The organism is Candidatus Nomurabacteria bacterium, assembly GCA_023898645.1.
In the GTDB taxonomy this organism is placed as follows: domain Bacteria; phylum Patescibacteriota; class Saccharimonadia; order Saccharimonadales; family Saccharimonadaceae; genus UBA2112.
Map to the genome: position 1 here is coordinate 691,603 of CP060232.1, position 18,472 is coordinate 710,074.

Below are 18,472 nucleotides of genomic sequence, written 5' to 3' on the forward strand. Positions count from 1 at the left end.
AGATCGACTTTGCGAATCTTTGCAAGTTGAGTTTCACGCTGGCACTGTCACGGAACTGTACGTCTGTAAACCATACATTGCCATAAAATTCTCGCGCCTAATACCGAGCTGCTGGTCTGTAAGGGTCTTAGACATCATCCGAGACCACGTCAAAATACAACACAGAGAACGCAAGGATGTACTGTTGCGTATAGCAGACTAGCTACGTCCGTACACTTGATCGTAGACCCCCAACGCCATAAAACGTCGGGGGTCCTCTCTTTTTACAACGGTTTTAAGCAAGAAAACAGCGTACAATATGATGTATGCACATAGAGGGGGAGACAAGCGCACATACTGCGCTGTATCGAAAATACCGCAGTCGGTCACTTGATGAAGTGGTCGGACAAACACAGGTTACTGAGGTTTTGCGTCGTAGCTTAGAGCAAGGAAAGATTGCTCACGCTTACTTGTTAACCGGTCCGCGCGGCGTCGGCAAGACGTCGATTGCACGTATACTGGCACACGAGATCAACAAACTGCCATACGGTGGCGAAGAGACACATCTAGACATCATTGAGATCGACGCAGCCAGCAACAACGGAGTTGATGACGTGCGTGAACTGCGTGATCGTGTACAGATGGCGCCAATCTCTGCCAGCAAAAAAGTCTACATCATCGACGAGGTGCACATGCTGAGCAAGCCTGCATTTAACGCACTGCTTAAGACTCTCGAAGAACCGCCAGCTCATGTCGTATTTATATTGGCAACGACAGACCCACAAAAGATCCCAGCAACGATAATCAGCCGCACGCAGCACTTTGCGTTTCATGCCATCAGCCCAGCTGATTTATCTGCCCAACTTAAAAAAATTGCCAAAAGCGAACGAATTAAAATCTCAGATGACGCAGTGGAAGCAATCGCAACGCGTGGCGATGGTAGTTTCCGTGACAGCATAAGCCTGCTCGACCAACTTTCGAGCTTTGCCGACGCCAAAGAAGGCATCACGCTCGAACTAGTGCAATCGACTCTCGGCCTGGCACCAATCCATGCGGTCGAAAAATTACTCGCAGCTGTCGATGAGCGAAACGTAGCTGAAGTCGTAGGGCAATTGAACGACCTAGAAAAACAAGGAATCCAGCCAGCGGTTCTGGCGGATCAGTTAATCCGAGAGCTCCGCAACAGGCTTGTAGAACAACCGCAATTAGTCGGACTACTCGACGCGCTCATCGCAATCGGCTCGTCACCACAGCCACAACTTAAGATTCTGACAACGCTCGTAGGCGCCTGCAAACCAAAACCGGCCGTAGCCGCCCGTGCTACCAAACCAATGCCGACCGTTATAGAAGCACCGGTTATCATGGTGGAGAAACCTACTAAGAAGCCCGAGCCTGTCGTGAAAAAACAAGTTGAGGAACCAGCCGAAGAACCCGTGACAAAAGCACCCGTAACACCAAAGCCAAGAAAGGCAAATGCCGAACCATTCGACTGGAGCAAACTAGTGGGATATGTCAAAGAACACTACGTAGCAGTGTATAGTGTGCTCGGTAAATGCGACTACGTTCTCGAGGGCGACGTGCTGACAATTTATGCTGTACGCAAGTTCAACAAAACAAAGCTGGACCAGCCGAAATACCTAACACAACTACAAGATGCGCTGAGTCAATGCGGCCAATCCGACCTGGAAGTCGTAACACTGCCTATAGCAAAACCACCTGCCGATGAAAAACTCGCCAAAATTACTGCTATGATGGGTGGAGGACGAGAGGTTAAGTTGGAAGACGAGGAGAAGCAAGATGGCGAATAAGGCAATCGACCCGAAAATTCCGCCGCAAAATATCGATGCGGAGATGAGCTTGCTTGGTGCCGTCTTGATAGACGAAGATGTTTTAGCCGACGTAACAGAAGTACTAAAAGCCCGCGATTTCTACGACAAACGCCACGAAACAATCTATAACGCTATGGTGGTGCTGTTTGAACACCACAAGCCAGTCGACCTACTCACGCTGACTGACCAGCTCAAAAAGAAAAAGAAGCTTGAAGAAATCGGTGGTACTGCTTACCTGAGTGAACTCACAAACTACGTGCCGACTGCCGCGCATGCCGTAACCTACGGCGAAATGGTTGCGCAAGCTGCCGTGCGTCGACGCCTCATCAAAGCCAGTGCAGATATATCTGAACTTGGATACGACGAAGATTTTAATGTACAAGAGCTGCTTGAAAAAGCAGAATCCGAACTTTTTTCTGTCAGCGACGAAAATCTCAAGCAAGATCTTGTCAGCGTGGAATCAATCCTCCTTGAAAGCTTTGACCGCCTAGAAGAACTACACCGAAACAAGGGACAACTCCGTGGCATGAAAACCGGCTACCGCGACCTAGACAACATGACGGCCGGCCTACAACGTAGCGACTTGATCATCCTAGCAGCCCGTCCTGCCATGGGTAAAACGACGCTCGTGACAAACTTAGCCTACAATGTGGCAACCATTAATAAACAAGCGGTGCTGTTCTTTAGCCTCGAGATGAGTAAAGAGCAGTTAATTGACCGTATGCTCTCGGACGTCAGTGGCGTAGACAGCTGGAACATTCGCACAGGCAACCTGAGTGATGAAGATTTTGCCAAGCTCAGCGAAGCGTCAGGTGAGCTTGCCGAAGCGCCGCTGTTTTTAGACGACACGCCCGGTTTGTCTGTGCTAGAAATGCGCACCAAGGCGCGTCGCGCTGCGCATAATGCGCCACTCGGCCTAGTGGTCGTCGACTACTTGCAGCTCATGCAGTCTAGCTCTTCTCGCAGTGATGGCAACCGTGTGCAAGAAGTGAGTGAAATCAGTCGCGGCCTAAAGTTGCTAGCACGCGAGCTAAACGTACCTGTCATTGCTTTGAGTCAGTTGTCACGTAGCGTTGAGTCGCGCAACCCGCAGATTCCACAACTAGCCGACCTGCGTGAATCAGGATCAATTGAGCAAGACGCCGACATCGTAACATTCATCTACCGTCCTGGTTATTACAACCCAGACGATCCCGACCTGGCGCACATCACAGAACTGCACATTGCTAAGCATCGTAACGGCCCAACCGGCAAGGTTGAACTGTACTTCCACCCAGAGCGACTACGGTTTATGTCACTCGACAAACGCAACAACTAGTATAGATAGACCTTTAAAATTCAACGATACCCCACATATAGCGGAGCATTGTTTATTTTACATAAACAATACGCTAGCGCTAGCGTTAAGCACAGTGTAGTATGAGGGCAGGTACTAAATTGTGCTTAAAAAATTATCAAAATCCGATGCAAGTGGGGGTATCGTTTACGAAAAACGGGGGACGTGATGGAACAAGTCAGGGGTAATGACGGTAGGTTTGTTAAGGCAGAGCCATCACAAGGTTTGGAAGAAAACGAAAAGGGCCAGGAGCCCGCTACACTTGATCCAAAAGCACTAAAAGCATTTGGTTATTTGACGAACAAAGATGATTTTAGCGGCATGTCTTATGATGAAATCATGGCCGAAGATGCCGGCATCGACGACATCCAATCCATCGATCGCAAACTTGGGCGCCAAAAATCTGAACACACGCTATTTCTCGCCGACCTTCTGGTAGGTAGCCGGTTTAGCGACAATACCTTTTTTAACGAAGTAGTTGAAAAAGTTGGGTCACTTCCAAAGGACCAAAAACCTGATCAAATCGTAATGACAGGTCTCTATATGGGCGACTTTGGCGGTCGCAAAAAGAATTCTCGCTGGATGCTCAAGAACGGACTTCGCACCCTAGATGAGCAGTTCCATCATGGTAAGGCAAAGCTTGATCAGCTAAAAGAAATCGGTGTGCCGATTGTTTATGGCATGAGCGACAACGACACCGATATCGTCGAAGAGATGACCTTCGAGGCATTTGATCAAATGCACCAGCTCGCGAAAAAACACGCTCGCGAAAACCAAGAGGGCGACAACGTCAAACGACAGATGTCTCGACTTGAAAAGGCAAAAGCAAATCCAAACTGGCCTGAATACTATCGCTTCACACAAGAAGTTGCGTTTCCATACTGCGTCCGAAGTGGGCGAGCACTTCGCACAACCGAACAAGTAGGTCAGGCTGTCAGTGAACTTGCCAGCGAATTAGAGCAAAAACTGAGTAGCGGCGAACTTCGTGAAGACGAACATACACGCGTGAGCGATCAGTTGGCTCGACTAAGGCAAGACATAGCTCGTGGCGAATACGAATTGCCAGAACGAGAAATACTTTATGACGCCTACAAACGCCAGGCACAAGGACAACGCCTAACTGCTAAGCACCGTACGATCCTCGACATGAGCGCACTAAAAGACAGCGACGCACTACAAGTGGTCGAAGATTTCGAGATGCGCACCAAAACCCGCGGCTCTCAATACACCGACCTAGTACGACACAGGTTCCAGACGAGCAAACTACCTGTATCAAACTACTTCGGTGCACCAACGAAAATTCGCAAGCAACTTGCTGCCGACGGCCAGGATACATACGACAATATCATCATCACCGGCCAGCGAGAGGCGGCTGGCGTGTTTGGCATTAACAACGAAGCTATTCACTCAATCGGAGGCCTACAGGACGCTCGAAAGGCAGTAAATTCAAAGGGCTACATCCTTACATCGCCAGCAAATCAAGCTGGGCGTGAAATTCTCGGTAGGCGCCGCTTCCACCCGGCAAGCGCGACTTCCATCGAACGACGAGACGACGGCACTCATTTCGTTAACATATGGAACAAGCACCTTATGGAAGTTTCTGAAAGCCTTTCCGAACCAGTTACTGTCATGCTGCAGTGCGACTGGCAAGCAGGCAACATTGCTTCTCGCCCTGACTTACAGCTAAAGCAGCTCGATATGATAAACCGACGACTTGGGCAGGGTGTCGTGTATGTCGCCCTCGGAGGAGACACCGTAGAAGGCCGCAATTACTCCGACTTCAACCGAGAAAGTGGCCGAACAGGTCTTGGTGCAATGGACCAACAATTTGAGTTTGTGCGTCTCATGGTTGAGCAATCACTGAGCCAGCTATCTAGGGAGCAGATGGAAAACCTCATTATCAAAGCTACTATTGGCAACCACGAATACAACAGCGGTACACTCAAATGGAACGGCTACTCGTTCTTTGAACCTATCATCGACCCATACAAGCAAGCCTATGCCGCACGTGGATTCAACCTAGATCAGATTCGTAATCGCGTACAGATTCAAGACACGCTTATCACATCTCGTGGCGAGCCATTCAAGACATACGAAACAGTATTTCGCATAGGTGAAATCGGTGTAAGCCTGAGTCACTTCTTTGGCGCGGGCCGCGGTACCGGTGGCCAGCCGCCTGCATTTACAGGGCTAAATCAAACCAACGGCCTTGGTGAAGTTCGCAAAGATATCGATATTGGAATTTTCGGCCACTATCACCACGCATCATATGTACAAGGCGGCAACAAACTGTACGTCGGCGCAGGCTCACTCAACGGCCTAACTGGTTTTGAGTACGACAGAGGCCTTCGCTCCGCTAGCTCCATCGTAGCGCTTCACCTGGGGCCAGGCCAACCTCCGCGAATCGAGATAATCAGCGAAGAGGCGATTAATAACTATAAAATCCCAGATGGTCCATTTAGCGACAAAGAGCTCCGCGTGAATGATGGTTTCCGTGACGACAAGGGATTTGACATAGGTAAACACACGCCGTACCTAGACGACAGATTTCCAAAGAGTGCGCTTCAGAAAAAGGTACTTCAACTAGGCAAGCAAGCAGCTTACAGCATCGACCGTACCGGTACTCTTTCTAAAGACTTTTAGTCTACGCCCTCGACAAAGTGCGTATTAAATCTAGCACCTAAAAAAGTGCTTGTGATTAGTACGCGCTATGTCTGTTATAATTAATCCACATGGCAAAACTGAAGCTGACTAACTTTCTCACATACCGCTACCGGTATCAGATCGGCTACATACTAATCGTCGTCACGTTTCTAGCGTTATTAGTCGTGGCCGGATTGTTTGTGCCTGGTGGATTTAGCAGCTCGGAAACCAAAGATTTCGTGCAGACTTCTGCTATGGATTTGCAAAACGCTAAAACACTAGCCATACCAAACATGCCGTTTTTTGCCGCTCAACGATTAAGCATCGATTTGTTTGGCTCCAGCACTTTTGCCTTCAAACTACCGGCACTTATATGTGCGTTTTTCACCGGCATTGGTGCCGTACTGTTGTTGCGTCGGTGGTTCCGGCCAAATATAGCCGTACTCGCTACCGTCATCATGATTACGACGGGGCAGTTCCTGTACGTCGCACAGTCCGGCTCGGCGAATATCACGTACATCATGTGGTCAGTGTGGCTTCTACTGATCGCCACTATGATTACGACGTCTGAGCGACACAAAACTTTTTGGAAGGCAGCCTTTTTCATAGCCATGCCGCTCAGTTTATATACACCTATGAGTATCTACTTGGTACTAGCAATCATGAGCGCTGGTTTACTTCACCCACACGTACGTTACGTACTCAAAAAAATGTCATGGCAACAGTTATTTACGTTTCTCTCAATTAGCACCGTCATCGCATTACCGCTTGGATACTTGGTTTTTACAAACCCCGAACTCATACTCGAATTAGTTGGCGCACCGGCAAGCTGGCCGCCAAACGTGCTTGAAAACCTCAAAATTATATTCCAGCAGTATTTCAACTTTATTCATCCGCAAAGTGGCAACCTAATGACGCCGGTCCTCGATCTTGGCTCGATGGCATTAATCGTACTCGGCATATGGCAATTATTTAAGATTCGTTATACGGCCAGAAGCTACACGCTAACAGCATGGATAATCGTTCTCATACCAATTCTTATCATCAATCCGACGCTCACTACCGTCATGTTTGTGCCGCTTCTTCTTCTCCTGGCAAACGGTTTGAGCTACTTGCTTCGTGCCTGGTACGAAATATTCCCACATAACCCCTATGCGCGCTTCGTGGGCGTTGTGCCTCTTACGATTTTAGTTGGAGGTTTAGTTACCTCTGGTTTATATCGTTACATAGACGGATACCGCTATGATCCAGAAACCGCCAACACGTTCAACCATGACTTAACGCTATACAACAGTCGTGTGCTAACCAAAAACGTTACAACGATAGTCGTCACTGCAGAACAGCAACCGTTCTTTGACGCCGTAGCCCGCTACAATCCACATAAAAACATCGTAGTTCTTACCAAAGTACCAAATAACACCACCGAGTTCGCTGCCACTCGTGCGGCACATACTAGTATTAAAAGCGTACCGACGCGCATCATTACTACCGACGACAGCCGAAATAGCGATCGGTTCTACATCTACAAAAAGTAGGAATTTTGCGGTATAATAGCCTCAACTGTAAAGGGAGATAAATTATGGCTTTTGACCAAATGAAGATGCTCAATGATTTGCGTAAAGCGCAAAAAGAACTGAAGAAGCAAAAGGTTGTTGTTGTTGCCGGCGGCGAAGACGACGATCCAGCTGTCGAGATAACTATCAACGGTGAACTGAAGGTTGAAAAAGTAAAAATCAACCCTGACTACGTTGACCTTAATGACATCGAAGAACTAGAAAACAACGTTGAAATCGCCATCCGCGATGGCATGCAAAAAGCTCAGGAAATCGCAGCAGCTAAGATGCAGCCGCTGATGGGAAGCCTAGGCAACCTCGGACTCTAGCCTATGAGCAGCTTGCTGCCCAAGGCCTTGACTGACGTCATAGAAGAACTCGGCCGCCTGCCGGGTGTTGGAGCGCGTACCGCGGAACGCTACGCGTACTATTTGCTTCGTGCCAAACCGACCGTCACCGACAAACTAGCAACTAGTTTAGAAAAGCTTCATAGTGGCGTGAAGTCATGCCCTGTCACATTTGCGCTCATCGATTCATCGCAGGATGTATCGCCACTCTATAGCGACAAGTCGCGCGACCGTACAACAATTGCAGTCGTCGAAGAACCACTCGACATTGTGGCGCTAGAGCGCACAGGGCAGTACCATGGCACCTACCACGTACTAGGCGGAGCAATTAGCCCGATCGACGGCATCGGCCCAGAACAACTACATATACCCGAGTTGATGGAACGTATCGTCAGTGACGAGGTACAGGAGATTATCATTGCCACCAACGCCAGTGTAGAGGGAGAATCAACCGCGCTATTTCTGCAACGACAGGTGCAAGAAGCTGGCATAGACGTGAAAATGTCTCGCTTAGCCCGCGGTATACCCGTAGGTATCGATTTGGAATACGCCGACCAGATCACACTCGGTCATGCACTCGAAGGTAGGCGAATACTTTAGAAATTAAAAACGGGAAGCGTGTAAACGCTTCCCGGGATGACATCGCCTAGATGTCACCGCAAGGTGCGAGGGTCTCTTTGTCGTATGTAGTAGATGAGCGCGCCCAATGCTACCACGAACGGTACGACCCATAGCGTGCTCGGCCACGTCGCATGGACGCCAGCGGCCACAAGGATACTTGTCGGTGCCAGCAGAATGGCCCACCACACGCAGTTGAACACGAAAACTGTAACCGTGTCGACTACTAGCATGGGCAAACGAACGAGAAACATAGAACGATAATTCTCGTTGAAAAAAAGAATTGCGCCCATTGCTGCAAGAACGAAAGCGATCACCAGCCCTACGATGACACTAGTAATCAGAGTATCGGCAGATATACCGAGCGCATATGTCCAGAAATCAAGCATAGTCCCATCCATTCGCTACAAGGAACTATCGATGGCGGATGCCACTGATGTCCGGATTATGGCACTGTAGCCACGAAAGGTCAAACAAAAAGGGCGGGGCGCGTTGTTAAACGCGCACCGCCCAGCCAGAGGCTATTACGAGTAGCCGAGAAAGTTACCCTCGGAATCGACAACCTCGTGCATACCGTGGTTACGGTAGTCCATTTGCTTGGTCGCTGCGGCCCTTTTGAGACGATTCTTCTCTCGAAGGGCGGCCATAGGCTTCATGACGACAGTTGCACCGCCGATTATGCCTGCAATGACAGTCCCGTCAAAGACGGCCCATCCGGCATCTGCCAGAGACAGCGAACCAGTGGAGGCGAATATACCTGCCATTATGAGCGCCGCGACAATCAGGATTGACCTGACGCTTACGAACATGATTTTTACCATATCTCCTCCTGAGATCAGGGCGTGCGAGTCAAAACGGATGTCATGACTATTGTATGCTACTATAATATTTTTATCGTAAAATGTCAATGAGCGTGTTATCTTGGCGCACCTCTGATACAATAGTCCTAATGTACGAACAAGCCACAAAACTAATAAACGACGCCCATAAAATCATCGTCATACAAGCCGAAAACCCAGACGGTGACAGTATAGGTAGCTCCGTCGCGCTCGAAGAAATTCTAGGCGATCTTGGCAAAGATGTCGTGCTTTATTGCCCGGTCGACATACCGAAGTACTTACGCTACATCAAAGGCTGGGATCGCGTTACTGCAAACTTCGACACAAATGCCGACTTGGCTATCATCGTAGATACGGCAGCCGACGTGCTCATCACCAAAGTACTAGAAACTCCCGGTGTACGACATTTTCTAGAAACACACCCGGTACTCGTCATCGATCATCATACGACTGAATCAAACTTATCGTTTGAGCACGCCATGCTGTCACAAGAGGCCGTCGCAACTAGCGAAGTTATCTATGGGCTAGCTAGTAGTAATAGCTGGCAAATCAATGCCCAAGCTGCCGAAAACATGATGATTGCCATTATGAGCGACAGTTTAGGCCTGACAACACAAAGCGTTACTGCCGCTACCTATGAAGTCTGTAGCAAACTCGCCGCACTCGGCGCGAAAAACTCCAACATAGAAGAACGGCGTCGTGAGTTTATGAAAAAGGCACCGGAAATCCTTGCCTACAAAGGCGAATTAATCGGTCGAATTGAATATTTCCTCGACGGCAAACTAGCTCTCGTGCATATACCATGGGGAGATATACAGAAATACAGCGACCAGTACAACCCAAGCGTGCTGGTGCTCGACGAAATGCGCCTCGTGGAGGGTGTCGAAGTAGGTGTGGCCATTAAAACATACCCCGACGGTAAACTAACGGGTAAACTACGGTCTAACATGCCTATATCAGAGACCATTGCCGGCTACTTCGGAGGCGGAGGCCACCAGTACGCAGCCGGGTTCCGCGTATATGAAGACTATGACAAAATAATAAAGGAACTAGTAGAAGCGACAGACAAGGCACTGAAAGATCATGACAATCAGACTGCATAATACGCTGACAAAAAACATAGACGAGCTACGTCCGCTTAGTGATAATCGCGTCACGATGTATAGTTGTGGCCCTACAGTCTACGACCACGTTCATATCGGCAATCTCAGCGCATTTATCACGGCTGACATCTTGCGGCGTGTCGTCGCATCTAACGGCATAGACGTCAAACATGTCATGAACTTCACCGATGTCGACGACAAAACAATTCGTCGCAGCCATGAAAAATATCCCGATTTCGACGCGATGGATGCACTGCGTAAACTGACTGCCGAATACAGCAAATTATTCCTACTAGACATGCAGGCTATTGGCAATAACATCGAAGCGCTAACGTTCATAAGAGCAGCAGACGACGAAACCATCGAAGGTATGCGCCAGCTTATCTCAGAGCTCCATGACAAAGGTTTTGCCTATATCGCAGATGATGGCGTGTATTTCAGCATCGATGCATACAAAAAATCCGGCAAAAAGTACGGACAACTTGTTGATATCACCGACGAAAGCACCGGCAGCGAACGTATCCAAAACGACGAATACGACAAAGAGTCGGCGCATGATTTCGCACTATGGAAAAAGCAAAAGGATGGTGAACCTGCCTGGGAATTTACACTCGACGGCACCGATCTTTTAGGACGGCCAGGGTGGCATATCGAATGCTCAGTCATGAGCCGTATGGAGCTGGGTCAACCATTCGACATCCACACCGGCGGCATTGACTTGGCGTTCCCGCACCACGAAAACGAAATCGCTCAAAGTACAGCCGGCCATGACGACCCGAACTATGCACAAGTTTTTGTTCACAACGAACATATATTAGTTGACGGTAAAAAGATGGCAAAAAGTGCCAACAACTTCTATACACTGAGCGACCTGAAAGAAAAAGGTGTTGATCCGCTCGCATTTCGTCTACTAGTGTTGCAGTCTCATTACAGAAAACCAACGAATTTCAGCTTAGAAAATGCCCAGGCTGCGCATAATCGTCTGCGACACTGGCGCACTGTCTCGGCACTGCGTCACCAGACTCACGAAATGCATAGCAACGGAGACAACCCGTCACTTGCAGTCATTGGTAAAATTCGTGAAGCATTAAACGATGACCTAAACACGCCTGAAGCGTTGCGAATCATTGACGAAGCTTTCTCGTACCTGGAAGCTCATAAACTAGAAAGTATCAGTCATAATTCGTTAGTACAGCTACTTGAAGCTATCGACGATATGCTTGGCCTACAACTACTTGAAACTACGGCTGATATTACGAATGAACAAAAACAGCTCATCATGGAACGCCAACGCGCTCGTGAAGCTAAAGACTGGGAAAGATCAGACCAAATTCGTGATGAACTTGCAAAGCAGGGGATAGTAATTCGCGACAGTGCTAGTGGCGCAATATGGGAATACGCATAAGCGTAAGCATTGACATTATATAAAAAAGGTGGTATATTGTATTCATCGTTATCCTACTACCGAAAGCAAAGGAGCTTAAGGTGACGACGCAACTACGCACATTCCTGGTGCAACTTATGGTGAAAATCCACATTCTCGAACCGCGTGAACCGCACTCGAAGAAAAAGACACTCATGGATTTTTACAAAGAAAATGATATGTGGACGGGATTTTCGCGAGTCGCACCCCACTAACCACATCGAACTTAAGTCCCGGTCACTACGACCGGGACTGTTCTTGTTTGGATATATTGCTTTTTTATTATTCTTATGTTATAATTATATAAAGTTCGTACATCGACAATTCAACCGAGAGAGGAACGATGGGCTACAACGACCCCTGCAGGCGTAAGGCAATCGCCGCAAGCATCGGCGAATACGAGGAAACCCCCGAAGAACTCAGCTGGAGCAGTAACAAGGTACAGCAAGCCTTCGAATCATACCAAGCTATAGAAGAGCGCGAAGCCTATGACGAGGCACGACGCATCTACGTCGGCCTGCGCCAGAGAGGTGAAACTCCCAGTGCGTGGTGGCGCAATCAGAATCAAAGCAGCTACTTCAGCCAGCAGGTTCATGACGCGCTATGCGACATCTGGGAAAGCAACCACATGGGTCCGACCTCCGAGTTGATGCGCTGATACGCGCCCACCTCGTAGAAAGTTGACACTCTCTGTGTCTTCGTCTCGGTGAAGTACGAACAAGCCCCGGTTTTACGACCGGGGCTGTTCATTTCTATGTGTTATCTTGGATCTTTTTGACAAGTAAGCCAGAATGCTTCTCACTCTCAGTGCGGTGTTTTTTGGCACGTTCCACATAAGCCTCTAGCAGCACTTTTATACATCCGGCAATCGGTATAGAGATGATACCGCCTGCAATACCAAACAAGTACAACCCGACCGTTACCGAGCCTAAAATGGCAAGCGCAGATAATTCGACTGTCTTTGATTGAATAGCTGGTGATATAAAGTTGTTTTCAATTTGCTGATAAATGACAAAATAGATTGCAAATACGAGTGATGCCGTAAGGTCGTTAAAAGCAAGTAATAAACAAATGAGTATACCGCCAATAGTCGCGCCAAACATAGGAATTAGCGAAAGAAGAAACGCGATAGCCGCAGTTGGTAGTGCCAAGTTGACCGGAACGTGAAAAATGAAGCTCATGACAAATACGGTTAATCCCGCAAAAAATGCGCCAATACCCGAAACCGCCAACTGACCGGTAACGTAGCCAGTTACGACATTATACATGCGAACTGCTAGCTTGCGATGAGCCTTCATACGATCTTGGTCGTTATATACACCCCACACGAGCTTTAGCCAATTTGGAGCTTCGACCAACATAAGGAACGACAATACGAGAACGAGGAACAAGCTGGTAAGGAAGCCGAACAACGAACCGACGCTATTGATAAGGTTAGAACCGATATGGGCAGCCCAGTCTGTAGCATTGTTGCGGATTGAATCGAGAGCTTGATTTACTTGAGTTTGCAGACCATAGTGCTCAACGATTTTATGAAGACCATGCCATTGAGTCTGAATCTGGTCTACTACTGACGGAAGCGATTCGACAACGCGTGCTGTTTGCTCAATGATTGGCGGTACGACAAATGATAGGAAAACACCGATCAGGCCAACGACGATAACATAGGCGATAGCTGTCCCGCCAACACGGCTTTTGCCTGGTAATTTGTTTGCCAGTGCAGTAACCGGCCGATTAAGTGCCAGTGCCAAAAAGAAAGCCGTACCAAGAATAATAAGCGCCTGACGAGCGATAATGATAGCTTCAACTACTAGCAAAAATGCAGCGATAACCAGCCAAAAACGGACAAATGTTTTAGTTTCGATCTCGATGCGTACTTTCATCGTTTTAAGTATATCTGATATAGAGTATTTTGAACAGATACAAACCTTATGCTTGAAAGGGGACACGACTTCTGCGATACTGGCGGCAATTGTCGTTTCTCGATCAGAAAGGTGAGACGATGAACGAACCTATTCGCATATTGTACTTAGATTCGATAGAAGCGGGTGATTACGTCACTATACACACAGGCGACGACAAGAAGTACGTTTTTATCAAAAATGACTCTCGACTCGAACTGCAGCTTGATGAATCGGATGTCCCGGACGAACTACATAATTGCATACGGTCAAACCGTAACGTGCAAGAGTTGTCATGCAGCCAAGACATCGAAATGAGCGACATGGTCGTCTACCTACTTCCAAGTAGCTCTCATGTAAGCGTAATTAAGGGCCTGGCATTATATCCGAAAGCATCATGCGCGGATTGGAATGATTTCCATAGTCGAAATTTTAATGCACCAAGAAGAGTAACTAAAATCGAGCACAGCAAACGCCAATAGCCTGTCGACGCGTCGAGCACCTTGAATGGAGCTCCGCATCGGCGGGCTCCTTTCATTTTTTCGAGTAGTAGTTACTCAGAAATTCGTTTTTGAAATCATAAAATGAATCATCGGCAATGCTAGCGCGGATGTCGTCAACCAAGCGCACGATGAAGCGTTCGTTGTGAATGGTAGCAAGGGTTTTTCCAAGTAATTCGCCGGTTTTAAACAAATGATGTAAATAAGCAGACGTGTAGTTTTGGCAGCTGTAACAATCGCAGTCTGCGTCAAACAGTGTAAAGTCACGAGCATACTGTGCGCGAGTGACGTTTACTCGACCGTGCCGTGTATATAATGCGCCGTTACGAGCAACACGAGCAGGCGACACACAGTCAAATGTGTCGGCGCCATTTTCGATGCATGCAAAAATATCGTCCGGCTCGCTAATGCCAAGCATGTGGCGCGGCTTGCCATCTGGTAACTCTTCGTTCATCCAGCGCACAATATCGCCGATATTTTCTTTACGCAACGCACCGCCTAGTCCGTAACCGTCGAAGTCCATGCCGCCCAAAAATTTAGCGCTACGGCGACGGAGGTTTTCGTAGTCGGCCCCCTGAATAACGCCAAACAGCGCTTGTGGCGGTCGATGTGAACGCTCATCGTTCAATCGTTTATGCTCATTTAAACTTCGCACAGCCCATGGGTGAGTGCGTTTGTCGAGTGATTCGATTTGATAATAATAATCGTGGTGCAACGTAGTGAGTTCGTCGAATGCAAACGTAATGTCGGCGCCTATTCCATGCTGGATCTGCATGGAAAGCTCTGGCGTGAATTTTTGCATTGAACCATCGAGGTGCGACTTAAATCGTACGCCGTCATCGTCGACCCATGCAAGTTTTTCTTTCTTTGATTTTGGTTCATCGACAGTTTCGCCAGACATGTCGATAACTTTTTTGAATCCCACTCCAAGACTCATAACCTGAAATCCGCCACTGTCGCTAAACGTCGGCTTGCTCCAATTCATGAATTTTTGCACACCGCCAGCTTCGTCGATGACACTATGACCAGGACGCAAAAACAGATGATATGCGTTGACTAACAGTGCCTGCGCGCCAGTTCCAGCTAGCTGCTCTGGCGTCAGGCCTTTCATGGCAGCCTGTGTACCCACGGGTATAAAAGCCGGCGTCTCTATCGTGCCGTGCGGCGTGGTGATCGTACCGGTCCGAGCCAAGGCGCCGTCCAGTCGATGATGAATCTCAAATTCGAGTGCTTTTGTCATTGCAGCTATTTTAACACAGTTAACAGAGGTAATAAATCTATTGTAAAAAGCACAAGCGGTATTGACCGCATGGAATTTAAAGGCGCATAATAACATGCAGTCATGCGGGTACTGGGAAACCTTTCCACTCGCAGACGTAGATGAACAATTACGTCGACATACACACTGGCTGCGAGAGTAGTACTTATACTGCTTGCCAAGCGTCCCTGCCGACGTCGTAACGCTATAGCGGCGATTATGCAGATCAAGCGGTAGATCTGTCAGCCAATATAGTTCCCCACCTAAATCCGCACGTTTTACAAACTATCCGAAGGGGGAATAAGGAAATGACAAAACTATTTAACATACCGGTTACCATACTAAGTATGGGCTTCGGTCGCGATCTACGCGCTATCCCGCGCCGCATGGAATTTGAAGGCAGAGCAGTTGACTTCGTCGACAACGGCTTATGCACGACAGTTCGCCGTGGTAATCAAATCGCCCAGATACTGGCACTAAGTGACGGTTTGCAGACCTTCCACCTGCGAAGCGACAATCATGGTGGCAGCTGGACATTGGTTGGTATAAACTAAATGGTCCTCGATACCTTCCCGAAACAGACATACAATCGTCTGCAAAGGGGAGGTTTTGAGTTTAAAAATAAGATAATTTTCACTCACTATTAGTATTAAATAGTTTACTCAAATTACGTTAGCGTTTGCCAAATAACACTATCTAATGTATAGTAAACTTTATGAAAACGGCGAGTGAAACAATCGGATGTATCGACAGCGCAACAAGTGTCTTAGGCAACAAATGGACACCTAAATTATTGCGTTATTTTCTGAATGAAGAAGCTGTCCGATTCTGCCAAATACAGGAGTTAGTGGGTGGTATAAACCCCCGCACACTGTGTGCCCGGCTAGACGAACTTGAAGCTTCTGAAATCATAGTAAAAGAAACTGCCGGCGAAGGAAGCCGCTGCGTTTATCGACTCACAAAAAAAGGTCGCGATCTTATGCCAGTGCTACAGTCCATGCAGGCCTGGAGTAAGAAATATCCGTCGCTTCAGATTGACTGAAATTAAGCTGACTGTCAGTAAAGGGGTATATAATAATAGTATGAGGATATTAGTTGTTGAAGATGAGCATAAGATCGCACGCGCAGTGGCGCGAGCTCTCGAACAAGAGAACTATGCGGTCGACGTAGCATATGATGGTGACGAAGGTTATGCCATGGCTACAACCGAGCCGTATGACTTGGCGATTATTGATCGTATGATTCCCGGCGAATACAATGGACTCGACATAGTAAAGGCCATGCGCGAAGAAAAAATTCATACGCCCGTATTACTTTTGACGGCCCTAGGCACAACCGCTGACAAAACAAAGGGCTTAGATAGTGGTGCCGATGATTATCTAGTTAAGCCATTCGCACTTGCCGAACTGTTAGCTCGCGTACGCGCACTTTTACGTCGCCCCGCCGAACAAAAAGGTACCGTACTAAAAGCAGATGACCTAGAGCTCGACACTACGACATTTCGCGTCACACGAGGCGGCAAAGAAATACACCTGACGAGCAAAGAATTTGCTCTACTCGAATTTTTGCTACGTAACCAAGGCCGCCCGTCAAACAAAGAGACAATCGTAGCTCATGTGTGGGATTACGATGCTGACATACTGCTAAATACTGTCGAAGTTTACATCAAATACTTACGTGCCAAAGTTGACGAGCCTTTTGATAAGCAATTAATTAAAACTGTTCGTGGATTTGGCTACAAAATCGACGCGTAGAATTTATTAAGAATTCTATCAGCTCTCTATAGTAGTCTAGGTATATGAAAACAATCACAGAATTTAAGCAGGGTCTATAAGACATGTTTCATTCGGCTGTATTACGCCTAACTGGCTGGTTTATGCTCTTGTTAATGAGCATCAGCCTATTGTTTAGTCTTGCCATATACCAAGGCGCAACAGATGAGATTGGTAACCGACTGTCACAGTTTCAAGACAGCCTAGAATCACCCGATCCGAATATTTTCTTGCCGCCAAATCATCGGCTATATTCTGCATTTCGCGACAATCAGCAAGACAAAGCTAGTCGAAATATCTTGGTGATGCTTCTGTATGTCAATCTTTTAATCTTTTTTTGCGGTGGAGCATTAAGCTATGTACTGGCTCGTCGCACACTTCGCAACATCGAAGAGTCGCACGACGCACAATCGCGTTTTACCAGCGACGCTAGTCATGAACTACGCACACCACTAGCCGCCATGAAAACCGAACTTGAGGTTGCTTTGCGCGACACGAAGTTGACCAAGGATGATATGCGTGAGTTACTGACTAGCAACTTAGAGGAAGTTAACAAATTAACTTCACTATCAAAAACTCTGCTACAACTGTCGAGGCTCGATCATGCAAACCTTGAACTCGAAAACGTTAATCTAGGAAACGTCGCCACGGAAGTTGCGCAACGCTACGATAAAAACGCCAAGCGCATTAATCTAAAACTTCCGAATGAGCCCGTGATCATAAGGGCGAATACCGCAACAATAGAGGAACTCTTAACCATCCTAGTAGACAATGCCTTAAAATACAGCCCGCAAGATTCACGAATCAAAGCAACGCTTGCATATGACGCAAGATCAGCAAGCTTTTCTATAACTAATAAAGGCGACGGCATACCGAGCGACAAATTACCTCACATATTCGAACGCTTCTATAGGGCTAACGAGTCGCACAGTGGCGGCGGTTCCGGCCTAGGTCTATCGCTTGCCAAGGAAATAGTTGAGATATACAAAGGCGAGCTATCGGTCAGTAGCAAGCCAAAATCAAACACTACGTTCACGGTTACTCTGCCACTTTCACGTAAACACCAAGCTTAATATCAGTAAACATATATATAGTCGATTTGTAAGGTTATTAATACAGGAGCAATAGTATATGTTAAGCACCATTACGCTCGGCATCCGTAACGCTCGCAAGTAAACCTTCGCCCGTTCCAGCAAACGAACCGATAGGCAATTTTGGCAGCGAAATTTGCAAAACGATATTTAAATTACTACACGATTTTTCACGAAGTTTCGACTCGACAATTATCGTCGTAATCCACAATTTAGAGATAGCAGGCAAGACGAATCGCACCTATCAACTTCGAGACGGAAAACTAGTCGAACATAAAAA

At 47.5% G+C, this 18,472-nt stretch carries 20 protein-coding genes; 15 read left to right on the plus strand and 5 right to left on the minus strand.

Annotated features, from left to right (window positions below):
* The first annotated feature begins 305 nt into the window (after positions 1-305).
* The 6 genes from dnaX to recR all read left to right on the plus strand — a co-directional run bounded on the left by dnaX (position 306) and on the right by recR (position 8,287).
* On the plus strand, positions 306-1,787 hold the full coding sequence (dnaX, locus tag H6797_03565) for a DNA polymerase III subunit gamma/tau (protein ID USN96130.1): 1,482 nt from the start codon (positions 306-308) through the stop codon (positions 1,785-1,787).
* Positions 1,777-3,126, plus strand: coding sequence for a replicative DNA helicase (dnaB, locus tag H6797_03570; GenBank protein USN96131.1), 1,350 nt, complete (start codon positions 1,777-1,779; stop codon positions 3,124-3,126). Before dnaX ends, dnaB begins: the two co-directional genes overlap by 11 nt.
* 186 nt (positions 3,127-3,312) lie before the next feature.
* A complete protein-coding gene (locus H6797_03575) occupies positions 3,313-5,787 on the plus strand; it encodes a hypothetical protein (GenBank protein ID USN96132.1) in 2,475 nt (824 codons plus the stop codon).
* Between the two features lie 89 nt (positions 5,788-5,876).
* A complete protein-coding gene (locus H6797_03580) occupies positions 5,877-7,322 on the plus strand; it encodes a glycosyltransferase family 39 protein (protein ID USN96133.1) in 1,446 nt (481 codons plus the stop codon).
* Between the two features lie 44 nt (positions 7,323-7,366).
* Positions 7,367-7,669: a YbaB/EbfC family nucleoid-associated protein gene (locus H6797_03585; GenBank protein ID USN96134.1), complete on the plus strand. Its 303-nt coding sequence runs from the start codon at positions 7,367-7,369 to the stop codon at positions 7,667-7,669.
* A gap of 3 nt (positions 7,670-7,672) precedes the next feature.
* Positions 7,673-8,287 carry a recombination protein RecR gene (gene recR, locus H6797_03590; protein USN96135.1) on the plus strand — a complete coding sequence of 205 codons (615 nt, stop codon included), beginning with the start codon at positions 7,673-7,675 and terminating at the stop codon, positions 8,285-8,287.
* 53 nt (positions 8,288-8,340) lie between these two features.
* Here the strand turns inward: recR and H6797_03595 are convergent, their stop codons facing one another.
* Together H6797_03595 and H6797_03600 are read right to left on the minus strand one after the other, a co-directional pair.
* Positions 8,341-8,694, minus strand: a complete 354-nt coding sequence (locus tag H6797_03595) for a hypothetical protein (GenBank protein ID USN96136.1) — start codon at positions 8,692-8,694, stop codon at positions 8,341-8,343.
* Positions 8,695-8,829: 135 nt separating this feature from the next.
* A complete protein-coding gene (locus H6797_03600) occupies positions 8,830-9,126 on the minus strand; it encodes a hypothetical protein (GenBank protein ID USN96137.1) in 297 nt (98 codons plus the stop codon).
* Positions 9,127-9,254: 128 nt separating this feature from the next.
* On the opposite strand from H6797_03600, the gene H6797_03605 reads away from it, so the two are divergent.
* From H6797_03605 to H6797_03620, 4 genes are all read left to right on the plus strand, one after another.
* Positions 9,255-10,247 carry a DHH family phosphoesterase gene (locus tag H6797_03605; protein ID USN96138.1) on the plus strand — a complete coding sequence of 331 codons (993 nt, stop codon included), beginning with the start codon at positions 9,255-9,257 and terminating at the stop codon, positions 10,245-10,247.
* On the plus strand, positions 10,228-11,652 hold the full coding sequence (locus tag H6797_03610; GenBank protein USN96139.1) for a cysteine--tRNA ligase: 1,425 nt from the start codon (positions 10,228-10,230) through the stop codon (positions 11,650-11,652). The genes H6797_03605 and H6797_03610 overlap by 20 nt, the downstream gene beginning before the upstream one ends.
* Before the next feature lie 80 nt (positions 11,653-11,732).
* A complete protein-coding gene (locus H6797_03615; GenBank protein USN96140.1) occupies positions 11,733-11,885 on the plus strand; it encodes a hypothetical protein in 153 nt (50 codons plus the stop codon).
* Positions 11,886-12,013: 128 nt separating this feature from the next.
* Entirely contained in the window at positions 12,014-12,328 is a 315-nt protein-coding gene (locus H6797_03620; protein ID USN96141.1) for a hypothetical protein, read from the plus strand.
* A gap of 94 nt (positions 12,329-12,422) precedes the next feature.
* On the opposite strand, the gene H6797_03625 is transcribed toward H6797_03620, so the two are convergent.
* The gene (locus H6797_03625; protein USN96142.1) at positions 12,423-13,553 is read right to left on the minus strand and encodes an AI-2E family transporter; all 1,131 of its coding nucleotides are present in this window, start codon (positions 13,551-13,553) and stop codon (positions 12,423-12,425) included.
* A gap of 119 nt (positions 13,554-13,672) precedes the next feature.
* Here H6797_03625 and H6797_03630 point away from each other — a divergent pair, with 119 nt between their 5' ends.
* Positions 13,673-14,053 carry a hypothetical protein gene (locus tag H6797_03630; protein ID USN96143.1) on the plus strand — a complete coding sequence of 127 codons (381 nt, stop codon included), beginning with the start codon at positions 13,673-13,675 and terminating at the stop codon, positions 14,051-14,053.
* Positions 14,054-14,105: 52 nt separating this feature from the next.
* On the opposite strand, the gene tgt is transcribed toward H6797_03630, so the two are convergent.
* Positions 14,106-15,311: a tRNA guanosine(34) transglycosylase Tgt gene (gene tgt, locus H6797_03635; GenBank protein ID USN96144.1), complete on the minus strand. Its 1,206-nt coding sequence runs from the start codon at positions 15,309-15,311 to the stop codon at positions 14,106-14,108.
* Between the two features lie 326 nt (positions 15,312-15,637).
* On the opposite strand from tgt, the gene H6797_03640 reads away from it, so the two are divergent.
* From H6797_03640 to H6797_03655, 4 genes are all read left to right on the plus strand, one after another.
* The gene (locus tag H6797_03640; GenBank protein USN96145.1) at positions 15,638-15,883 is read left to right on the plus strand and encodes a hypothetical protein; all 246 of its coding nucleotides are present in this window, start codon (positions 15,638-15,640) and stop codon (positions 15,881-15,883) included.
* A gap of 161 nt (positions 15,884-16,044) precedes the next feature.
* Positions 16,045-16,371, plus strand: coding sequence for a helix-turn-helix transcriptional regulator (locus H6797_03645; GenBank protein ID USN96146.1), 327 nt, complete (start codon positions 16,045-16,047; stop codon positions 16,369-16,371).
* 40 nt (positions 16,372-16,411) lie between these two features.
* Positions 16,412-17,083, plus strand: coding sequence for a response regulator transcription factor (locus tag H6797_03650; protein USN96147.1), 672 nt, complete (start codon positions 16,412-16,414; stop codon positions 17,081-17,083).
* Positions 17,084-17,217: 134 nt separating this feature from the next.
* Positions 17,218-18,174, plus strand: coding sequence for a HAMP domain-containing histidine kinase (locus tag H6797_03655; protein ID USN96148.1), 957 nt, complete (start codon positions 17,218-17,220; stop codon positions 18,172-18,174).
* A 61-nt stretch (positions 18,175-18,235) separates the two neighbouring features.
* Here H6797_03655 and H6797_03660 read toward each other — a convergent pair whose 3' ends face one another.
* On the minus strand, positions 18,236-18,433 hold the full coding sequence (locus H6797_03660; GenBank protein USN96149.1) for a hypothetical protein: 198 nt from the start codon (positions 18,431-18,433) through the stop codon (positions 18,236-18,238).
* Between the last annotated feature and the right edge of the window lie 39 nt (positions 18,434-18,472).